Genomic DNA, 20,478 nt, shown 5'->3' on the forward strand with positions numbered 1-20,478 from the left:
TACCGAGGGCTACGGGCGCAAGGCGTCCTAGAGGTCGAACTCGTGCGGCGGCAGGTCGAGGGCGTAGCAGGCCTCGCGGACCACGGCCTGCTCGTCCTTGTCGAAGTCGCCGTCGGCGCCGCCGATGACGATGCCGATCTGGATCACGGCGCGCGCCTCGGCGGGCTTCTTCTTGGCCTTGGCGACCTCCTGCAGGACGCTGACCTTGCCGAAGTCGAAGTCCTGGGTGAGCTTGTCGAGGTACTCCTCGAAGCGGCGGCGCAGGTCGTCGGCGGGGAAGTTCTGGAGGACCTCGTTGCTGCCGATGAGCTGGGCGACGCGGCGGCGCTCGGAGGGGTCGACGGTGCCGTCGGCGGCGGCGACCAGGGCGCACATCGCCATGCTGGCGTCGCGGAAGGCGCCGCTCTTGAGGTCGTTCTTCTTCGCCACGAGCTGGTCCTGCATCGTCGACGCGGATTCCTTGATGCGGTCCCACAGGGCCATGGGGGCTCCAGATTCTGGTTCGGGGTCGTGGGCGTACCGTCGGCGCGGTACTGCCCGGTGAGCACCTCTACAACGCTGTAGAAGGCGGAAGGGTTCCCGCGCGTGCGGATCCCGTACGCGCGCCCCGTCCCCCAGCCGTACGCGCGCCCCGCACCTCCGCCCCCCCACCCCCACACGCGCCCCGCACCCCCGCCCCGTACGCCCGACGGCACACCCGAGCTGCGACCCCCCGCACCCCGGGTCAGCATGGGGGCATGTCAGGTGCCGGCAAGACCACGACCTCGTCCTGGCGGGCCTGGCTGCTCGACGGCCTCAGCGAACAGACGGCCCGTCACCCCGGGCCGCACGGCGAGCTGCCCGAGGAGCACCAGGGCCACCGCTGGTGGCGGGTCATGTGCCTCACCGGCGTGGACTACTTCTCCACCCTCGGCTACCAGCCCGGCATCGCCGCGCTCGCCGCCGGGCTCCTCTCGCCCCTGGCCACCGTCGTCCTGCTCGCCCTGACGCTCGCCGGGGCGCTGCCCGTCTACCGCAGGGTGGCCAAGGAGTCCCCGCACGGCGAGGGGTCGATCGCGATGCTGGAGCGGCTGCTGCCCTGGTGGTCGGGGAAGATCTTCGTCCTGGTGCTGCTCGGCTTCGCCGCCACCGACTTCACGATCACCATCACCCTCTCGGCCGCCGACGCCGCCGCGCACGCGGTGGAGAACCCGTACGCACCGCACTTCTTCGAGGGCGGCAACATCTGGATCACGCTGGTCCTGGTGGCGGCGCTGGGCGCGGTGTTCCTCAAGGGGTTCCGGGAGGCCATCGGCGTCGCCGTGGTCCTGGTCGGCATCTACCTCACGCTCAACGTGGTCGTCCTGTGCACCGCCTTCGCGCACGTCTTCGGGCACACCGTCGTGATCGACGACTGGTGGAGGGCGATGACCGCCGAGCACTCGTCGCCGCTGGTCATGGTCGGCGTGGCGCTGCTGGTCTTCCCCAAGCTCGCGCTCGGCATGTCCGGCTTCGAGACGGGCGTGGCGGTGATGCCGCAGGTGCGGGGCGCGGACTCGGACACGTACGAGAATCCCGCCGGCCGCATCCGCGACACCCGCAAGCTGCTCACCACGGCCGCCGTCATCATGAGCTGCTTCCTGCTGCTGTCCAGCCTGGCGACGACGCTGCTGATCCCGCAGCACGAGTTCGAGAGCGGCGGCAAGGCGAACGGCCGCGCCCTGGCCTACCTCGCGCACGCCTACCTGGGCGAGGGCTTCGGCACGGTGTACGACGTCTCGACGATCTGCATCCTGTGGTTCGCGGGGGCCTCCGCGCTGGCCGGGCTGCTCAACCTGGTGCCGCGCTACCTTCCGCGCTACGGCATGGCGCCGGAGTGGACGCGCGCGGTGCGGCCCCTGGTCCTGGTGTTCATGGCGATCGCGGTCGGGATCACGCTGTACTTCCGGGCGAGCGTGGACAAGCAGAGCGGGGCGTACGCGACCGGGGTGCTGGTCCTGATGCTGTCCGCGTCCTTCGCCTCGGCCGCGGCGGCCCGCCGCAGCGGCCACCGCAAGGCAGCGGCGGGGTTCGCGCTGGTCACGGTCGTCTTCGCGTACACCCTGGTCACCAATGTGGTGGAACGCCCCGACGGCATCAAGATCGCGCTGCTGTTCATCCTGGCGATCGTCGTCTTCTCCTTCGCCTCCCGTGTCCACCGGGCCTTCGAACTGCGCACCAGCGAGGTCACGCTGGACACGGAGGCGCAGCGCCTGGTGGACGTGGCGGGGACGCAGGGGCCGCTGCGGATCATCGCGAACGAGCCGCAGGAGCACACGACGGTGGCCTACCGGGCGAAGGAGTACTCGCAGCGGGAGGACACCCACATCCCGGGCGGCGGCCCGGTGATCTTCCTGGAGGTGTTCGTGCGGGACTCCTCGGAGTTCGACGCGCCGCTGGTGGTGCGGGGGGACACCAAGTACGGGGTGCGCCGGCTGCGGGTGGAGGGGCCGACGGTGCCGAACACGATCGCGGCGGTGCTCCTGGAGCTGCGCGAGCGCACGGACGAGGTGCCGCACGTGTACTTCAACTGGACCGAGGGGGACCCGGTGAGCCACCTGCTGCGCTTCCTGGTGTTCGGCGACGGCGAGGTGGCCCCGGTCACCCGCGAGGTCCTCCGCCGCGCGGAACCGGACTTGTCGCGGAGGCCGAGGGTGCACGTGGGGTGAGGGGGGCGGGGGCGGCGCGCGGGTGGGGGCGGCCCGCACCCCGTGCGCCAGGGCCAAGAAGCGCGCCCCGCCCCCGTGGGCCCGGCCCCCACCCCCCTCACAACCCCGACACCCGAAACACCCCCCGCACCACCTCCCCCTCCAACCGCAACAGCGCCCCCGCCCCGCTCACCAGCTCCCCCCGCTCCACGCACCCCCGCGCGTCCAGGGCCACCCGGTGCCACAGGGCCGGGCACGACAGCAGGGTGCGCGGGTCCACCTCCACCCGGCCGCCCTCCGCGTCCCGCAGCACCAGGCGCTGCGACACCCCCTCCGACCACCGCACCGCCACCAGCCGGTCCGTCCGCACCACCCGCGGGCCCAGCAGGCCGCGGCTCTCCAGGTAGCCCGGGCCCGCGCGCACCCGGGCCGGGTACAGGACCGTGAAGAGCAGCGCGGCCAGGAAGACCCACAGCACCGCCCGCGGCCAGGTCAGTTCACCGTCGCCGCCGTCGACCGCCAGCAGCAGCACCAGCAGGAGCGCCGCGCACCGTACGGCGTCCCGCACCTCACCCGCCCACGACTCGTCGCACACCACCGCGTTGTCGGATCCCATGGTCGCGACGGTAGGAGCGGAGCACCCCCCGCCGATACGGGCCGGGGCCACCTTGACGCGCAACTGGCGCACTCCTGACGGCCCTTTCACGCCAGCGGCCGTCCAGCCATCAAGAACGCGTGAAGAGCGCACGCCGCGGCGCAAAGAACGCGCCAGGGCCGGTCGCCCCGGCAGGGGGGCCGCCGCACGCTGAGCGGACGTGAAACGAAGGAGTCCGCCGCCCATGTCCGCCCCGCCCGCCGACCCCGGCGCACCCGTGCACGAGAAGCACGTACAGCACGACCTGAACGACCAGAACGACCAGCACCAGAGGCACGAGCAGCACGGGCGACGCCAGCAACCCACCGACCCCACCGCCCCCCACAAACTCACCACCCTCACCGGCCTCGCCGCCCTCTCCCTCGACGCCATGGCCTCCGTCGCCTACGGGCCCGAGGCGATCGTCCTGGTGCTGGCCGCCGCCGGTGCGCACGGGCTCGGGTTCACGCTCCCCGTCACCCTCGCCATCGCCGCCCTCCTCGCCGTCCTGGTGGCGTCCTACCGCCAGGTGATCGCCGCCTTCCCCGACGGCGGCGGCAGCTACGCCGTCGCCAAGGCGCACCTGGGGCGGCGCACCAGCCTGGTCGCCGCCGCCTCGCTCGTCCTGGACTACGTCCTGAACGTCGCGGTCGCCGTCACCGCCGGCGTCGCCGCCCTCACCTCCGCCTTCCCCGCCCTGTACGACGACCGCCTGGTCATCTGCCTGGGCGTGCTGGTCCTGGTCACCGCCGTGAACCTGCGCGGCGTCGTCGACTCGGCGCGGGTGTTCCTGCTGCCCACCGCCGTGTTCGTGGGGTCGGTCCTGGCGCTGATCGCGGTCGGGCTGTTCCGCGACGCCCCCGTCTCCACCGCCGCCTCCGCCGGGCACGCCTCCGCGCTCGCCGACGACGCCACCACCGTCGGCGCGCTGCTGCTGCTCAAGGCGTTCGCCTCCGGCTGCTCGGCGCTCACCGGCGTGGAGGCCATCGCCAACGCCGTGCCGAGCTTCCGCGCCCCGGCCGCCCGCCGCGCCCAGCGCGCCGAGGTCGCGCTGGGCGCGCTCCTCGGCGTGATGCTGATCGGGCTCTCGGTCCTCATCTCCCGCTTCGGACTCCAGCCGGTCGAGGGCGTCACCGTCCTCGCCCAGCTCGCCGACGCCTCGGTCGGCCACAACTGGGCCTTCTACCTGGTGCAGTTCGCGACCATGCTGCTGCTCGCGCTGTCCGCCAACACCTCCTTCGGCGGGCTGCCCGTCCTGCTGAAGCTGCTGGCCCGCGACAACTACCTGCCGCACGTCTTCGGCCTGAAGGCCGACCGCCAGGTGCACCGCCACGGCGTGCTCGCCCTGGCCGCCGTCTCCGCCGCCCTGCTCGTCTTCTCCGGCGGCGACACCAACACCCTGGTCCCGCTCTTCGCGATCGGCGTGTTCGTCGGCTTCACCCTGGCCCAGCTCGGTATGGTCCTGCACTGGCGGGCCACGCGGCAGTGGGCGCAGGCCCTGCTCAACGGCGCCGGCGCGGTGCTCACCGGCGTCAGCGCCGTCGTCGTGACCGCCACCAAGTTCCACGACGGCGCCTGGCTGGTCGTGGTGGCCCTGCCGCTGCTCGTGGCCGGCTTCGAGGCGGTGCACCGGGCGTACGCGAGGATCGGCGAGCGCCTCGAGGTCGGGCGCGTCCCCGAACCCCCGCACCGCGACCGCTCGTTGGTGGTCGTCCCGGTGTCCTCGCTGACCCGGGTCACCAGCGAGGCGCTGACCGCCGCCGTGTCGCTGGGCGACGAGGTGCGCGCGGTGACCGTGTGCCACGCCGACCCGGAGGACCGCGAGCGGACCGAGGCGCTGGAGCGCGACTGGGCGCTGTGGGACCCGGGCGTGCCCCTGGTCCGCCTGACCAGCGAGCGCCGCACCCTGGGCCGCCCGGTCGTGGCGTACGTACGGGAGCTGGCCGAGGCCCGCCCGGGCACCAGGATCACCGTCCTCATCCCGGAGGCGGAACCGGCCCGGGTCTGGCAGCGGGTGCTGCAGAACCAGCGCGGCGCGGTCGTGGCGCACGCCCTGCGCCGGGACACCGACGCGGCGATCTGCCGCCTGCGCCTGCGGATCTGAGCCGCCACCCCACCGGTTCCGTGCGGCAGCTCCGCGCCACCAACCCCCCTCCCGAAGCGGGGGCCTGCCCCACCCCCCTTCGTCACGCCTGCCACATGGTTCGCGTGTCACTCCTCAACCACCCTTGTCCCCATGCCGAGTTACGCGTCCCGATACGCACCCCGCGCCCGCTCCCGTTCCCGCGCCCTGGCCCTCGCCCTCTCCGCTTCCGCCGTCGCCGCCACCCTCACCGCCGCCGCGACCCCCGCCTCCGCCGCCCCCGCCCCGCTGGCGTGGCGGTCCTGCGCCCAGGAGCAGGGGCCGCGCGAGCAGGAGTGCGCCGACCTCTCCGTGCCCCTGGACTACCGGGACCCCGGAGGGGAGCGCGTCAGGATCGCCGTGTCGCGGCTGCGCTCCGACCGTCCGGCGGCCCGGCGCGGCACCCTGCTGCTGCTCGCGGGCGGCCCCGGCTCCTCCGGGGTGCAGCGGCTGACGCAGAAGGGCGCGGCGCTGCGGGCGGCCACGGAGGGCGCGTACGACATCGTCACCCTGGACCCGCGCGGCGTCGGCGGCAGTACGAAGAAGGGGTGCGGGATCGCGCCCGCGGACCGGTACATGGTGACCCTGCGCGGCTGGCCGGGGCCGGACGGGGAGATCGGCGAGAACGCGGCCCGCGGGCGGCGCGTCGCCGAGGCGTGCCACCGCAACGGCGGTGCCCTGGTGGCCAGTTACACCACCGCCAACGAGGTGCGCGACATCGAGTCGCTGCGCCGCGCGGTCGGCGCGGAGAAGCTCTCCGCCTGGGGCACCTCCTACGGCGCGTACGTCGGCGCGGTGTACGCGCAGCGCCACCCGGGGCGCACCGACCGCTGGGTGCTCGACAGCGCGGGCGACCCGGACCCGCGGCGGCTGGCGCGCGGCTGGCTGGCCAACATGGCGCGGGGCGCCGAGGACCGCTTCCCGGACTTCGCCGCCTGGGCCGCCGACCCGGCGCGCGGGGAGCTGCGGCTGGCCGAGCGGCCCGAGCGGGTGCGCGGGCTGTTCCTGGACCTGGCGGCGCGGCTCGACCGGGCGCCGCGCGCGACGGCCACGGCCCCGCTGACCGGCAACACCCTGCGCCAGGCCCTCCAGCTGGCCCTGTACGGCGGCGACGGGCCGTTCACCGAGCTGGCCCGGCTGATCAGGGACGCGGGCGACCCGGAGGCGACCCCGGTGCTCCCGGCGGCGCTCTCGGGCCCGATGCCCGACGAGGACGCGGCCGTGACGGTCGCCGGGATCTGCAACGACGTGGCGATGCCGGGCGACCTGGCCGCGTACGAGCGCGCGGTGCGGGCGGACCGGGCCCGCCACCCGCTGACGGCCGGGATGACGGCGAACGTGCTGCCCTGCGCGTTCTGGAAGGACGTGACGCACGAGAAGCCGGTGCGGATCACCGGCCGGGGCCCGTCGAACGTGCTCATTGTGCAGAACCTGCGCGACCCCGCCACTCCGTACGCGGGCGCCCAGAAGCTGCGCGAGGCGTTCGGGCCGCGGGCCCGCATGGTCGCGGTGGACAGCGGCGGCCACGGCTCCTACCTGGGCACGGGCAACGCCTGCGGGAACACGCTGGTCAGCCGGTTCCTGACGGAGGGGCGGCGTCCCGCGGGCGACGTGCTCTGCGCGGCGGACTGGTCCGGGCGGATGAATTAACTGACTGACGTCATGTCAGATAGTGGATCTGACTGATCGTCATGGCTTCCTGTTCTCGAACGCAGTGGCCGAACGCGCCGGGCGACCATCCCCCTTTCGTGGTCGCCCGGCGCAGGTCTGTCCGGCCCGACCGGGACGAAAGCAGGAGCCCCGATGACACTCGCCCGACGCCTCAACGTCGTTGGTCTGGTGCTCGCGCTGTTGATGAGCCTCCCCTCGTGGGCAACCGTCGGCAGCCTCTCGGCCGCCGCCGGGCGCGGCGCCTCCGGCGCGGTCCCCGGCCAGGGCAAGTACCCCGTCGGCGAGGACGGCCTGCCGGTCGACCGGGTCCGCCCGGGCGACTCGGTGCGCTGGGTGGTGAACCTGCCCGACCTCGCCCCCGGCGAAGGCTCCCTCTCGGTCACCGACCGCGTCGACCACCGCCTCGCGGTCGAGGACGGCTCACTGCGACTGCCACCGGGCGTCGAGGCCCGGGGCACGGACGGGGGACTGCGCATCACCGGCCGTTATCCCCAGGGTGTGGAAGGCCCGGCCACCGTCGCCGACGTCCCCTTCCGGGGCGGTGCCGCGAGAGCCGGGGTCGACCCGGGGGACTACTACGCCGACGGCCGGTCGGCGTACAGCCATGTCCGGGGCTGGCGCGCCGCGCGCGTCGACGGCCCCTCGGCGGGCGTCCGGCTCACCGTGCTCGACGCGACCGGCACGCCCCTGGAGGGCTACACCGGCAGGCGGTTGACGGACGGCGTCCTCGACCTGGGCGGCCTGGGCTACCCGGCCCACCACGGGCGGGACACCTCGCGGATCACGGTCACGGCGGAGGGCGGCAAGGGCGCCGCCCGGCTCGTCGTGGCCTTCACCGGTGACGCCCCGCAGGTCTCGTACCGTACGGCCGTGCTGTCCGGGAACGACGGCGACGAGGTCCAGGGCAGCGTGCGCACCCCGAGCGGCGCGCTGCGGGCGGCGGCGGTACGGATCGTCGCGCCGCCGCGCGCGTCGGCGTCCCCGTCAGCGCCCGCCACTGCTTCCGCGTCGCCGTCCGGTTCGGCCTCGCCGTCCGGGGCCCCGGGGGCGCCCGCGAACCACCGGCGCTCGCCCGCGAACGAGCGGGCGGAGAAGCCGGCGGTCCGGCAGGGGCCGATGCCCCGCACCGAGCGCCGCTCCGGGTCGCGAGCCGTGGAGTCGTGCACGCCGGATGCGGCGTTCACCGACTGCCAGCGGTACACCTACTCCGGCACGGACCAGTTCTTCACGGTCCCGGCCGGCGTCTCCAGCGTCCAGGCCCGGATGTGGGGCGCGGGCGGCGGCGGCGTCAAGCGCGAGTACTACTCGGGCCAGCGCGGCGGCGGTGGCGGCGGCTTCACCCTCGGCACGCTCGCGGTGACCCCCGGCCAGCAGCTGTTCCTCATGGTCGGCCAGGGCGGCCAGATGAACAGCGTCGGGACGCCCTACGGATACGGCGGCCCCGGTGGCGCCGGGCGCACCGACGCCACCGGCGCCTCCGGCGGCGGCATGTCGACGGTGTGGACCAAGGCGGGCACCGCCGACTGGGCCATGACGCTGGTCGCGGGCGGTGGCGGAGGCTCCTCACCGGGAGCGGACACCAACACCCCGGTGCCGGGCGGTGGCGGTGGCACGTCCGGCGGCCAGGACAACCAGCCCAGGTTCTCCGGCCGGGGCGGCACCCAGACGGCGGGCGGTGCGGCGGCGACCGACGGCGGCTGCCCCATCGCGGCCGCCGCGGGACGCTCCCGCTGGGGCGGCGACGGCGCCAGCGCCCAGACCAACGAGGGCGGCGGCGGCGGTGGCGGCGGCTACTTCGGCGGCGGCGGCGGCCGCTGCCAGCTCAGCTCCGGCGGCAACGACCTGAACGGCATGGGCGGCGGCGGCTCCGGCTTCACCGGCGGTACGGGCGTCACCAACGCCCGTACCAACAACGGTGCCATGAGCACCGCGAACGCCACGGGCAGCGACTCCGGCGGCAAGGACGAGGCGTTCTACCGCAGCGGCATCGGCACCGGCGGCGGCCAGACCGCCGGCGGCAACGGCGAGATCGTGATCCAGTGGGTCACCAAGGTCGGCCTGTCGGTGAAGAAGACCCCGGCCACCGGTTCGTACACGCCCGGCGAGAAGCTCACGTACACCATCGAGGTCGCCAACGCGGGCCCCGCCCCGGCGACCGGCGCCCGCGTGACCGACACGCTCCGGGACGCGCTCAAAGGCTTCACCTGGACCTGTGCGACGAGCGGTGCCGGCAACTCCTGCGGGACCAAGACCTCCGGTACGGGGGACATCGACCAGCTGGTGAACCTCGCGGCGGGCGGCAAGGTGACCTACACGGTCACCGGGACGGTGCCCGCCGACACGACCGGCAACCTGAACAACAGCGCCTTCGTCACCCGGCCCTCCGGCACCACCGACGACAACTGCAAGACGTCCTGCCGCTCCGACTCCGCCCTCGACGCTGAGCCCAAGGCGGGCCTGGAGATCAGCAAGGTCCTGCTGACCTCGCCTGTCGTCCCCGGCCAGCAGGTCCAGTGGCGGATCACGGTCAAGAACAACGGCCCCTCGCGCGCCCGCAACGTCGTCGTCCGCGACACCGCCCCGGACGGGGTGGTCTTCACGTCCATGCGCGGCGACACGTCCTGCACCTACTTCGGCGACCGCAAGGAGTACGTGTGCGGCCCCGGCGCCATCGACCCCGGCGCCTCCCTCACCTGGACCCTCAGCGGCGACCTCGACGCCGACGCCACGGGCGTCCCGGAGAACAAGGCCACCGTCGAGGGCGGCCCCGACCCGTCCGCCTCCACGCGCACCGCCACCGCGTCGCCGTCCACGGCCACGCCCCGGGCGGGCCTGGAGGTCACCAAGGTCCTGGTCACTTCGCCGGTCGTGCCGGGCGAGAAGGTCGAGTGGCGGGTGACGGTCAAGAACAGCGGCCCGTCGCGCGCCCGGAACGTGGTCGTGAAGGACAAGGTCCCGGCGGGCGTGACCGGCGCGACGATGACGGGAGCGTCCACCTGCACGCTCACCGGCGGCGAGTTCACCTGCCCCGCCGTCGACATCGCCTCCGGCGCCTCGGCGACCTGGACGCTGTCCGGCACGCTCGACGCGGACGCGACGACGACGCCGACGAACACGGTGACGGTGACGGGCGGCCCGGACCCGAGCGCCAGCGAGCGTACGGCGTCGGCCTCCACCTCGGTCTCCCCGCAGCCGAAGGCGAACCTGGAGGTCACCAAGGTCCTGGTCACCTCCCCGGTCGTCCCGGGCGAGGCGATCGAGTGGCGGGTGACGGTCAAGAACAGCGGCCCGTCCCGCGCCCGCAACGTCGTCGTGAAGGACAAGGTCCCGGCGGGCGTCACCAACGCCACCATGACTGGTGCCTCCACCTGCACCCTCACCGCTGGCGAGTACTCCTGCGCGGCGGCCGAGATCGCCGCGGGTGCCTCCGCGACCTGGACCCTGAAGGGCACCCTGGACGCCGCCGCGACCTCCGCCCCGGCCAACGGCGTGACGGTGACGGGTGGTCCGGACCCGTCCGCCTCCTCCCGTACAGCCTCGGCGTCCGCGACGACGGCGGAGTCGCGCGCGAACCTGGTGGTCACCAAGGTGCTGGTCACCTCCCCGGTCGTGCCGGGCGAGAAGGTCGAGTGGAAGGTGACCGTCAAGAACAACGGGCCCTCCAAGGGCCGCGACATCGTGGTCAAGGACAAGGTCCCGGCCGGCATCACCGGCGCGACGATGACCGGCGACTCCGCCTGCACCCTCGCGAGCGGCGCGTACTCCTGCGCCGCCGTCGACCTGGACCCGGGCGCCTCGGCGACCTGGACGCTGTCCGGCACGCTCGACGCGAACGCGACCACCACGCCCACCAACTCCGTGACGGTGACGGGCGGCCCGGACCCGAGCGCCAGCGAGCGCACGGCGTCCGCGTCGACGTCGGAGTCGCCGCAGCCGAAGGCAAATCTGGTGGTCACCAAGGTGCTCGTCACCTCCCCGGTGGTGCCGGGTGAGGCGATCGAGTGGAAGGTGACGGTCAAGAACAACGGCCCGTCCCGTGCCCGTGACGTCGTGGTCAAGGACAAGGTGCCCGCGGGCGTCAACTCGCCCTCGATGACGGGTGACTCGGCCTGCACGCTGACCGGCGGCGAGTACTCCTGCGCGGCGGTGGGGATCGCGGCGGGCGCCTCCGCGACCTGGACCCTGAAGGGCACCCTCGACCCGGACGCCACCACCACGCCGACGAACGCGGTGAAGGTGACGGGCGGCCCGGATCCCTCCGCGTCCGAGCGCACGGCGTCCGCGTCCACGTCGGAGTCGCCGCAGGCCAAGGCGAACCTGGTGGTCACCAAGGTGCTCGTCACCTCGCCGGTCGTGCCGGGCCAGGAGATCGAGTGGAAGGTGACCGTCAAGAACAACGGTCCCTCCCGCGCCCGCAACGTCATCGTCAAGGACAAGGTCCCGGCGGGCGTCACCAACCCCACCATGACCGGCGCCTCCACCTGCACCCTCACCGCCGGTGAGTACTCCTGCGCGGCGGTGGAGATCGCGGCGGGTGCCTCCGCGACCTGGACCCTGAAGGGCACCCTCGACGCGAACGCCACGGCCGCCCCCGCCAACGGCGTGACGGTGACGGGTGGTCCGGACCCGTCCGCCTCCTCCCGTACAGCCTCGGCGTCCGCGACGACGGCGGAGTCGCGCGCGAACCTGGTGGTCACCAAGGTGCTGGTCACCTCCCCGGTGGTGCCGGGCGAGACGATCGAGTGGAAGGTGACGGTCAAGAACAACGGCCCGTCCCGTGCCCGTGACGTCGTCGTCAAGGACAAGGTGCCCGCGGGCGTCAACTCGCCCTCCATGACGGGCGATTCGGTCTGCACCCTCACCGGCGGTGAGTACTCCTGCGCGGCCGTCGAGATCGCCGCGGGCGCCTCGGCGACCTGGACCCTGAAGGGCACCCTCGACCCGGACGCGACGACCGCCCCGGCCAACGCGGTGAAGGTGACGGGCGGCCCGGACCCGAGCGCGTCCGAGCACGTCGCCTCCGCCGAGCCGTCGACGGCGGAGTCGCGCGCGAAGCTGACGGTCACGAAGGTGCTGGTCACCTCGCCGGTCGTCCCGGGCGGTCCCGTCGAGTGGCGGGTGACGGTCAAGAACGAGGGCCCGTCCCGGGCCCGGAACGTGGTCGTGAAGGACGAGGTCCCTGCGGGTGTCACCGGTACGTCGATGACCGGCGCGTCCGCGTGCACCCTCGCGTCCGGTACGTACACCTGCGCGCCCGTGGAGATCGCGGCGGGCGGGTCGGCTTCCTGGACGCTGAAGGGCACTCTGGACGCCGACGCGACGACCACGCCGACGAACTCGGTGAAGGTGACGGGCGGTCCCGACCCCTCCGCGTCCGAGCGCACGGCCGTGGCCTCCCCGTCCACCTCGCCGGAGCCCCGCGCGGGCCTGGAAGTCACCAAGGTGCTGGTCACCTCCCCGGTGGTGCCGGGCGAGGCGATCGAGTGGCGGGTGACCGTGAAGAACAACGGTCCCTCCCGCGCCCGTAACGTCATCGTGAAGGACAAGGTCCCGACGGGCATCAACTCGCCCTCGATGACCGGCTCTTCCGCCTGCACGCTCGCGTCCGGTACGTACTCCTGCGCGGCCGTGGAGATCCCGGCGGGCAGCTCCGCCACCTGGACGCTCAAGGGCACCCTGGACGCGAACGCCACCACCACCCCCGCCAACACGGCCACGGTGACGGGCGGCCCGGACCCCTCCGCGTCCGAGCGCACGGCGTCCGCGTCCACCTCGGAGTCGCCGCAGGCCAAGGCGAACCTGGAGGTCACCAAGGTCCTGGTCACCTCGCCGGTCGTGCCGGGCCAGGAGATCGAGTGGAAGGTGACGGTCAAGAACAGCGGCCCGTCCCGCGCCCGTGACGTCGTGGTCAGGGACGAGGTCCCGGCCGGTGTCAGCGGTACGACCATGACCGGCTCGTCCGCGTGCACCCTCGCCTCCGGTACGTACACCTGCGCGCCGGTGGAGATCGCGGCGGGCGCCTCGGCGACCTGGACGCTGAAGGGCACCCTGGACGCCGATGCCACGACCACGCCGACGAACTCGGTGAAGGTGACGGGCGGTCCCGACCCCTCCGCGTCCGAGCGCACGGCCGTGGCCTCCCCCTCCGCCTCCCCGGAGCCCCGCGCCGGCCTGGAGCTCTCCAAGGTCCTGCTCACCAACCCGGTCGTGCCCGGCCAGCAGGTGCAGTGGCGGGTGACCGTGAAGAACAACGGCCCCTCGCGCGCCCGTGACGTCGTGGTCAAGGACCAGGTCCCGGCCAACACCACCCAGGCCCGGATGCGCGCCGACGACGACGGGGCCGAGTGCCCGGTCGTGCGGTCCGTCGCCACCTGCCCGGCCGTCGAACTGGCCCCGGGCGCCTCCAAGTCGTACACCCTGACCGCCGTCCTCGACCCGGGCGCCACCACGGCCCCCGCCAACACGGCGACGCTCACCGGCGGCCCCGACCCCAGCGCGAGCGAGCGCAGCGCGTCGGCGACCCCGTCCGGCACGGTGGACCCGCGCGCCTCCCTTGAGGTCTCCAAGACGCTGCTGACCTCCCCGGTCGTCCCCGGCCAGGCCGTCCAGTGGCGGGTGAGCGTCAAGAACAACGGACCCTCGGTCGCCCGGAACGTCGTCGTGCGGGACACCGTCCCGGCGGGCGTGACGAACGCCGAGATGCACGCCGACAGCGACGGCACGCCCTGCCCGGTCACCGGCGGCGAGGCGGTCTGCCCGCCCGCCGAGCTGGGCGTCGGCGCGACCAAGACGTACACCCTGACCGGCACGCTCGACCCGGACGCCACGACCACCCCGACGAACGTCGTGAAGGTGACCGGCGGCCCGGACCCGAGCGCGAGCGAGCACACCGCGTCGGCGGAACCGACCGCGTCGCCCGAGCTCCGCGCCGACCTGACCCTGTCCAAGGTGCTGCTGACCAGCCCGGTCGTCCCGGGGCAGCAGATCCAGTGGCGGGTCACGGTCCGCAACAACGGCCCGTCGCGCGCCCGGAAGGTCCAGGTCAACGACCCGGTCCCGGCGGGCGTCTCCAACCCGTCGATGAAGGCCGACTCGGACGGCACCGACTGCCCCATCGGCAACGGCACGGCGGTGTGCCCGGAGACCGAACTGGCGCCGGGCGCGAGCAAGTCGTACACCCTGACCGCCACCCTGGACGCGGACCAGACGGCGACCCCCGTCAACACGGTCTTCGTGACCGGCGGCCCCGACCCCAGCCAGGGCAACAACACGGCGACCGCGGTCCCCAGCGAGTCCCCCGACGTACGGGCGCACCTGGAGATCTCCAAGGTCCTGCTGACCAACCCGGTGGTGCCGGGCGAGCAGGTGCGGTGGCGGGTCACGGTGAAGAACAACGGCCCGTCGAAGGCGCGCGACGTGGTGGTGCGGGACACGATCCCGACCGGCATCGTCGGCGCGACCATGACGGACGACGCCAACAGCACGTCCTGCACGGTCCGTTCGGGCACCGCCGAGTGCCCGGCGATCGAACTGGCCGTGGGCGCCACGCGTACGTACACCCTGACCGGGCGCCTCACGCAGGACGCGGTCAGCGTCCCGGCGAACGTGGCGACCGTGACCGGCGGCCCCGACCCCGACGGCGCCACCCACACCGCGACGGCCTCCCCGTCCGCGACGGTGGAGCCGCGCGCCTCGCTGGTGGTCACCAAGGTGCTGCTGACCTCCCCGGTGGTGCCGGGCGGGCACGTGGACTACCAGATCACGGTGACCAACAACGGTCCGTCGAAGGCCCGGAACATCGTGGTGCGGGACCGGGTCCCGGCGGGCCTGAACGACCCGGAGTTCACCACCGAGACGGACGAGCAGTGCACGATCACGGCGGGCGAGGCGGTCTGCCCGGCGTTCGACCTGGCGGTCTCGGAGTCGCGCTCGTTCTTCCTGGACGGCACCCTCGACCCGGACGCCACCGAGGCCCCGGAGAACGTCGTACGGGTCACGGGCGGCCCCGACCCGTCGGCCTCGGAGCACCGCGCGACGGCCCCGGCCACGGCGGCCGAGCCGGAGGCGGGCCTTGAGGTCTCGAAGGTCCTGGTCACGGACCCGGTGGTGCCCGGCGAGGCGATCGAGTGGCGGGTGACGGTGAAGAACAACGGCCCGTCGCGCGCCCGGAACGTGGTCGTGAAGGACAAGGTCCCGGCGGGCGTCTCGTCCCCGTCGATGACCGGCGACTCGGCCTGCACGCTGACGGCCGGCGAGTACTCCTGCGCGCCGGTGGAGATCCCGGCGGGCGGCTCGGTGTCCTGGACGCTGACGGGCACCCTGGACGCCGACGCGACGACCACGCCGACGAACTCGGTTCGGGTGACCGGCGGGCCCGACCCCTCGGCGTCCGAGCGCACGGCGGTGGCCTCGCCGTCCCTGACCCCGCGCAAGCGCGCCAACCTGGTGGTCACCAAGGTCCTGGTCACCTCGCCGGTGGTGCCGGGCGAGCAGATCGAGTGGCGGGTGACCGTCCAGAACAAGGGCCCGTCCCGGGCCCGTGACGTCGTGGTCGAGGACGAGGTCCCGGCGGGCGTGACCGGTGCCACGATGACGGGCGCCTCGGCGTGCACGCTGACCTCGGGCACGTACTCCTGCGCGCCGGTGGAGATCGCGGCGGGTGCGTCGGTGTCGTGGACGCTGACGGGCGTACTGGACGCGAACGCGACGACCACGCCGGCGAACTCGGTGAAGGTGACGGGCGGCCCGGACCCCTCGGCGTCGGTCCGCACGGCGGTGGCGACCCCGTCCGAGTCGCCGGTGACACGGGCGAAGCTGACGGTGACGAAGGTGCTGGTCACGTCCCCGGTGGTGCCGGGCGGACGGATCGAGTGGAAGGTGACGGTGAAGAACGACGGTCCGTCGCGGGCGCGTGACGTGGTGGTGAGGGACAAGGTGCCGTCGGGTGTGACGGGCGCGTCGATGTCGGGCGCGTCCAACTGCACGCTGAATGCTGGTGAGTTCGTGTGTGGCGCGGTGGAGGTCGCGGCGGGCGGGTCGGTGTCGTGGACGCTGACGGGCGTACTGGACGCGGACGCGACGGTGACGCCGACGAACTCGGTGACGGTGACGGGTGGCCCGGACCCGTCGGCCTCGGTCCGTACGGCGGTGGCTTCGCCGTCCGCCTCCCCGGAGGCGCGCGCCAACCTCGTCGTCACCAAGGTCCTGGTCACCTCCCCGGTCGTGCCGGGCGAGAAGATCGAGTGGAAGGTGACCGTCCAGAACAACGGTCCTTCCCGGGCCCGTGACGTGGTGGTGAAGGACAAGGTGCCGTCGGGTGTGACGGGCGCATCGATGACGGGTGCGTCCAACTGCGCACTGACTGCTGGTGAGTTCGTATGTGAGGCCGTGGAGATCGCGGCGGGTGCGTCGGTGTCGTGGACGCTGACGGGCGTACTGGACGCGAACGCGACGACCACGCCGGCGAACTCGGTCACGGTGACGGGCGGCCCGGACCCCTCGGCCTCGGTCCGTACGGCGGTGGCTTCCCCGTCCGAGTCCCCGGTGACACGGGCGAAGCTGACGGTGACGAAGGTGCTGGTCACGTCCCCGGTGGTGCCGGGTGAGCGGATCGATTGGCGGGTGACGGTGAAGAACGACGGTCCGTCGCGGGCGCGTGACGTGGTGGTGAGGGACAAGGTGCCGTCGGGTGTGACGGGCGCGACGATGTCCGGTGCCTCCAACTGCGCGCTGAGTGCTGGTGAGTTCGTGTGTGACGCGGTGGAGGTCGCGGCGGGTGCGTCGGCGTCGTGGACGCTGACGGGTGTACTGGACGCGGACGCGACGGTGACGCCCACGAACACGGTGACGGTGACGGGTGGCCCGGACCCCTCGGCGTCGGTGCACACGGCGGTGGCTTCGCCGTCCGGGTCGCCGTCCGCGCGGGCGAACCTCACGGTCACCAAGGTGCTCGTGACGTCGCCGGTGGTGCCTGGCCAGTCGGTGGAGTGGAAGGTGACCGTCAAGAACGACGGCCCCTCCCGCGCTCGTGACGTGGTGGTCAAGGACAAGGTCCCGGCGGGCGTCACCAACCCCACCATGACCGGCGACTCGTCCTGCACGCTGACCTCGGGCACGTACTCCTGCGCGCCGGTGGAGATCGCGGCGGGCGCGTCGGCTTCCTGGACGCTGACGGGCACGCTCGACGCCGACGCGACGACCACGCCCACGAACTCGGTCACGGTGACGGGCGGCCCCGACCCCTCAGCCTCGGTCCGTACGGCGGTGGCTTCGCCGTCCGCCTCTCCTGAGGCGCGCGCCGGCCTGGAGGTGTCGAAGGTGCTCCTGACCTCCCCGGTGGTGCCTGGCCAGTCGGTGGAGTGGGAGGTGACGGTCAAGAACAACGGACCGTCGCGGGCCCGTGACGTGGTCGTGCGGGACCGGGTCCCGGCAGGGGTCACCGGTGCGGCGATGTCCGGCGAGTCCGAGTGCGAGGAGACGAACGGCGAGTTCGTGTGCGAGCCGGTGGAGATCGAGGCGGGCGGTTCGGCGTCCTGGATCCTGAAGGGCGTACTGGACGCGGACGCGACGGCCGCACCGGTGAACACGGTGACGGTGACGGGCGGCCCCGACCCGTCGGCCTCGGTCCGTACGGCGGTGGCCTCCCCGTCCGCCTCCCCGGCCTCGCGGGCGAAGCTCACGGTGACGAAGGTGCTGGTCACGGCGCCGGTCGTGCCGGGTGAGCGGGTCCAGTGGAAGATCACGGTGAAGAACGAGGGCCCGTCGCGGGCCCGGGACGTGGTGGTGCGCGACGAGGTCCCGGCGGGCGTCACGGACGCCCGGATGGGCGGCGCGTCGAACTGCGCGGTGAACGGCACCGCCTTCGTGTGCGCGCCGGTGGAGATCCCGGTCGGGGAGACCCGTACGTGGACGCTCGACGGCCTGCTCGACTCCGGCGCCCTGAACGCGCCGGACAACACGGTGACCGTGACCGGGGGACCGGACCCGGCGGACCCGACGCGTTCCGCGGTGGCGTCCCCGTCGACGATCGCGACGCTGCGCAGCAAACTGGTCGTCTCCAAGGTCCTGGTGACCTCGCCGGTGCTGCCGGGCGGCAGGATCGAGTGGAAGGTGACCGTCACCAACCAGGGCCCGTCGGACGCGCGGCAGGTGAGCGTGGTCGACGAGGTGCCCGCGGGAGTGACGGGCGCGACGATGACGGGCGAGGGCGACTGTTCCCTCGCTGACAGCGGCTCCGGCACCGGGACGTTCACCTGCGTCACGGGCCCGCTGAAGGTGGGCGGCTCCTTCAGCTGGACGCTGAGCGGCACGCTCGACCGGAACGCGAAGGCGGCGCCGGGGAACGTGGCGGTCGTGTGGCCGGGTCCGGTGCCGAAGAACACGCTGGTCGACCCGGGCACCCAGGCGACCGCGAGCCCGGTGCCGGCCCAGCGGATCGAGATCGCCAAGAAGGCGGACCGGACGCTGACCGGGGCGACCGGTGAGGTGACGTACACGGTCACGGTCCGGAACACGGGCGGCAACGACGCGGCGGGCGTGCGGGTCGAGGACGACCTGACGGACGTCGTGGACGAGGCCGACTTCGACGGGACCGCGCGGGCGTCCTCGGGCACGGCGGCGTACGCGGCGCCGAAGCTGACGTGGACGGGTGACGTGGCCCGCGGGGCGACGGTGACCATCACGTACACGGTGAAGCTGCCGGAGCGGCTGCGCACGGGCGGCAACCGGAAGCTGGTGAACAAGGTCACCAGCGGCACCCCGGGCGCCAACTGCCGCGCGGGCGCGGACGAGAAGGAGTGCACGACGACGGTCGGGATCGCCGATCCGTACATCCGCAAGACGGCCTCGACGAGTACGCCGAAGCCGGGCGAGAAGGTCACGTACACGGTGGAGGTCACCAACGGCGGCACCGCCGACGCGCGGGACCTCACGCTGACCGACGACCTGTCGGGCGTCGTGGACGACGCGGAGTGGCTGGGCGAGGAGCGGGCGTCGGCGGGCACGGTGGCGTACGCCGCGCCCAGGCTGTCCTGGAAGGGCGATGTCCCGGCGGGCGGCCGGGTGACGATCACCTACGCGGTACGGGTGCAGTCGTCGCCGCGCGGTGACGCGGCCCTGCGCAACCGGGTCACGTCGACGGACGCGGGCACCAACTGCCCTGAGAACGCCCCGACTCCGAGCGCGGACTGTGTCACGGACGGCGGCGTGCCGAGGCTGCGGCTGCGCCACGACGTGGACAAGACGGTGGCCAAGCGCGGCGAACGCGTCGCGTACACCGCGGTGATCACGAACACGGGCAGGTCGACGGCGGTGCGCCCGGTCTTCCTGATCGGCCTGGACGACGTCCTGGACGACGCGGACGGCATCACGGGCCTGCGGGCGGACCGGGGCACGGCGACGGAGACGGGCCGGGCGACGCGCGCCGCGGCGCCGCACTCCCGCTCCGTGCGCTGGGAGGGCGCGGACCTGGCGCCGGGCGAGTCGGCGACGGTCTCCTACGAGGTGACGGTGAAGCGCGCCGGCTGGCGCGACCTGATCCTGACGTCGTACGTCTGGACCCCGTCCGACGCCTCCAACTGCCCGACGGACACGGGCGAGCGCCCGGAGTGCCTGGTGGAGACCCGCGTAGCGCTCCTTGACTTCAAGAAGTCCGTCGACGCCCCGAAGTCCCCCCAGCCGGGCGACAAGGTCAGCTACACGGTCACGGCGCGCAACGCGGGCACGGCGCCCTTCGCGGACGGCGGCTTCACGGACGCCCTGAGCGGGGTCCTGGACGACGCGGAGTACGCGGGCGACGCCAGGACCACGCTGGGCACGGTGTCGGTGGACGCCGGGCTGCTGACCTGGCGGGCGGAGGTCCCGGCGGGCGGCACGGCGACGGTGACGTACTCGTTCCGGATCAAGCCGCACGCCCAGCAGGGCGACGGCAAGCTGCGCAACCGGGTCACGGAGACGAGCGGCGGCACCAACTGCCCGTCCGCCCACTCCGACGACGACTGCACGGCTCCCGAGGTGACGACGGGCCCGGTCATCGACCCGACCCCGACTCCGACCCCCACCCCGACCCCCCTGCCCCCCACGGGCACCGGCAACGGCCACACCATCCTGGGCCTCGCCGCCGCCCTGGCGGTCCTCCTGGGCCTGACCCTGATCGCAACGATGCGCGTCCGCAGGAGGGGCGGCCCGACGGGGAGGCACTGACGGGAGCGGAACGGCGGGGGGGGGGGGGGGGGGCGGGCCCCCCCCCCCCCCCCCCCCCCCCCCCCCCCCCCCCCCAAACACAAAAAAACCCCCCCCCCCCCCCCCCCCTACTGAAACCGCAACAAGGACTCGGGATACAGCACCCACCCCCAACGCGAAACGCCCAACCCAGGCCCCCCCCGCCC

General features: G+C 73.6%; 6 protein-coding genes. 4 read left to right on the forward strand and 2 right to left on the reverse strand.

From position 1 onward, the window contains the following. Positions 1–27 precede the first annotated feature (27 nt). Positions 28–483, reverse strand: a complete 456-nt coding sequence (locus ABT160_RS19850; protein ID WP_351648974.1) for a tellurite resistance TerB family protein — start codon at positions 481–483, stop codon at positions 28–30. 254 nt (positions 484–737) lie between these two features. On the opposite strand from ABT160_RS19850, the gene ABT160_RS19855 reads away from it, so the two are divergent. Next, positions 738–2,687, forward strand: coding sequence for an APC family permease (locus tag ABT160_RS19855; protein ID WP_351648975.1), 1,950 nt, complete (start codon positions 738–740; stop codon positions 2,685–2,687). A gap of 97 nt (positions 2,688–2,784) precedes the next feature. On the opposite strand, the gene ABT160_RS19860 is transcribed toward ABT160_RS19855, so the two are convergent. Then, positions 2,785–3,282, reverse strand: coding sequence for a hypothetical protein (locus tag ABT160_RS19860; protein WP_351648976.1), 498 nt, complete (start codon positions 3,280–3,282; stop codon positions 2,785–2,787). 223 nt (positions 3,283–3,505) lie between these two features. Between ABT160_RS19860 and ABT160_RS19865 the strand changes: the two genes are divergently transcribed. The 3 genes from ABT160_RS19865 to ABT160_RS19875 all read left to right on the forward strand — a co-directional run bounded on the left by ABT160_RS19865 (position 3,506) and on the right by ABT160_RS19875 (position 20,293). Then, the gene (locus tag ABT160_RS19865) at positions 3,506–5,404 is read left to right on the forward strand and encodes an APC family permease (RefSeq protein ID WP_351648977.1); all 1,899 of its coding nucleotides are present in this window, start codon (positions 3,506–3,508) and stop codon (positions 5,402–5,404) included. Positions 5,405–5,536: 132 nt separating this feature from the next. Continuing rightward, positions 5,537–7,072 (forward strand): alpha/beta hydrolase, encoded by a 1,536-nt coding sequence (locus tag ABT160_RS19870; protein WP_351648978.1) that lies wholly within the window; start codon positions 5,537–5,539, stop codon positions 7,070–7,072. Positions 7,073–7,225: 153 nt separating this feature from the next. Further along, positions 7,226–20,293 (forward strand): DUF7927 domain-containing protein, encoded by a 13,068-nt coding sequence (locus ABT160_RS19875; RefSeq protein ID WP_351648979.1) that lies wholly within the window; start codon positions 7,226–7,228, stop codon positions 20,291–20,293. The last annotated feature ends 185 nt before the right edge of the window (positions 20,294–20,478 follow it).

Origin of the sequence: Streptomyces sp. NPDC001941 (assembly GCF_040296945.1) — a bacterium.
Lineage (GTDB): Bacteria > Actinomycetota > Actinomycetes > Streptomycetales > Streptomycetaceae > Streptomyces.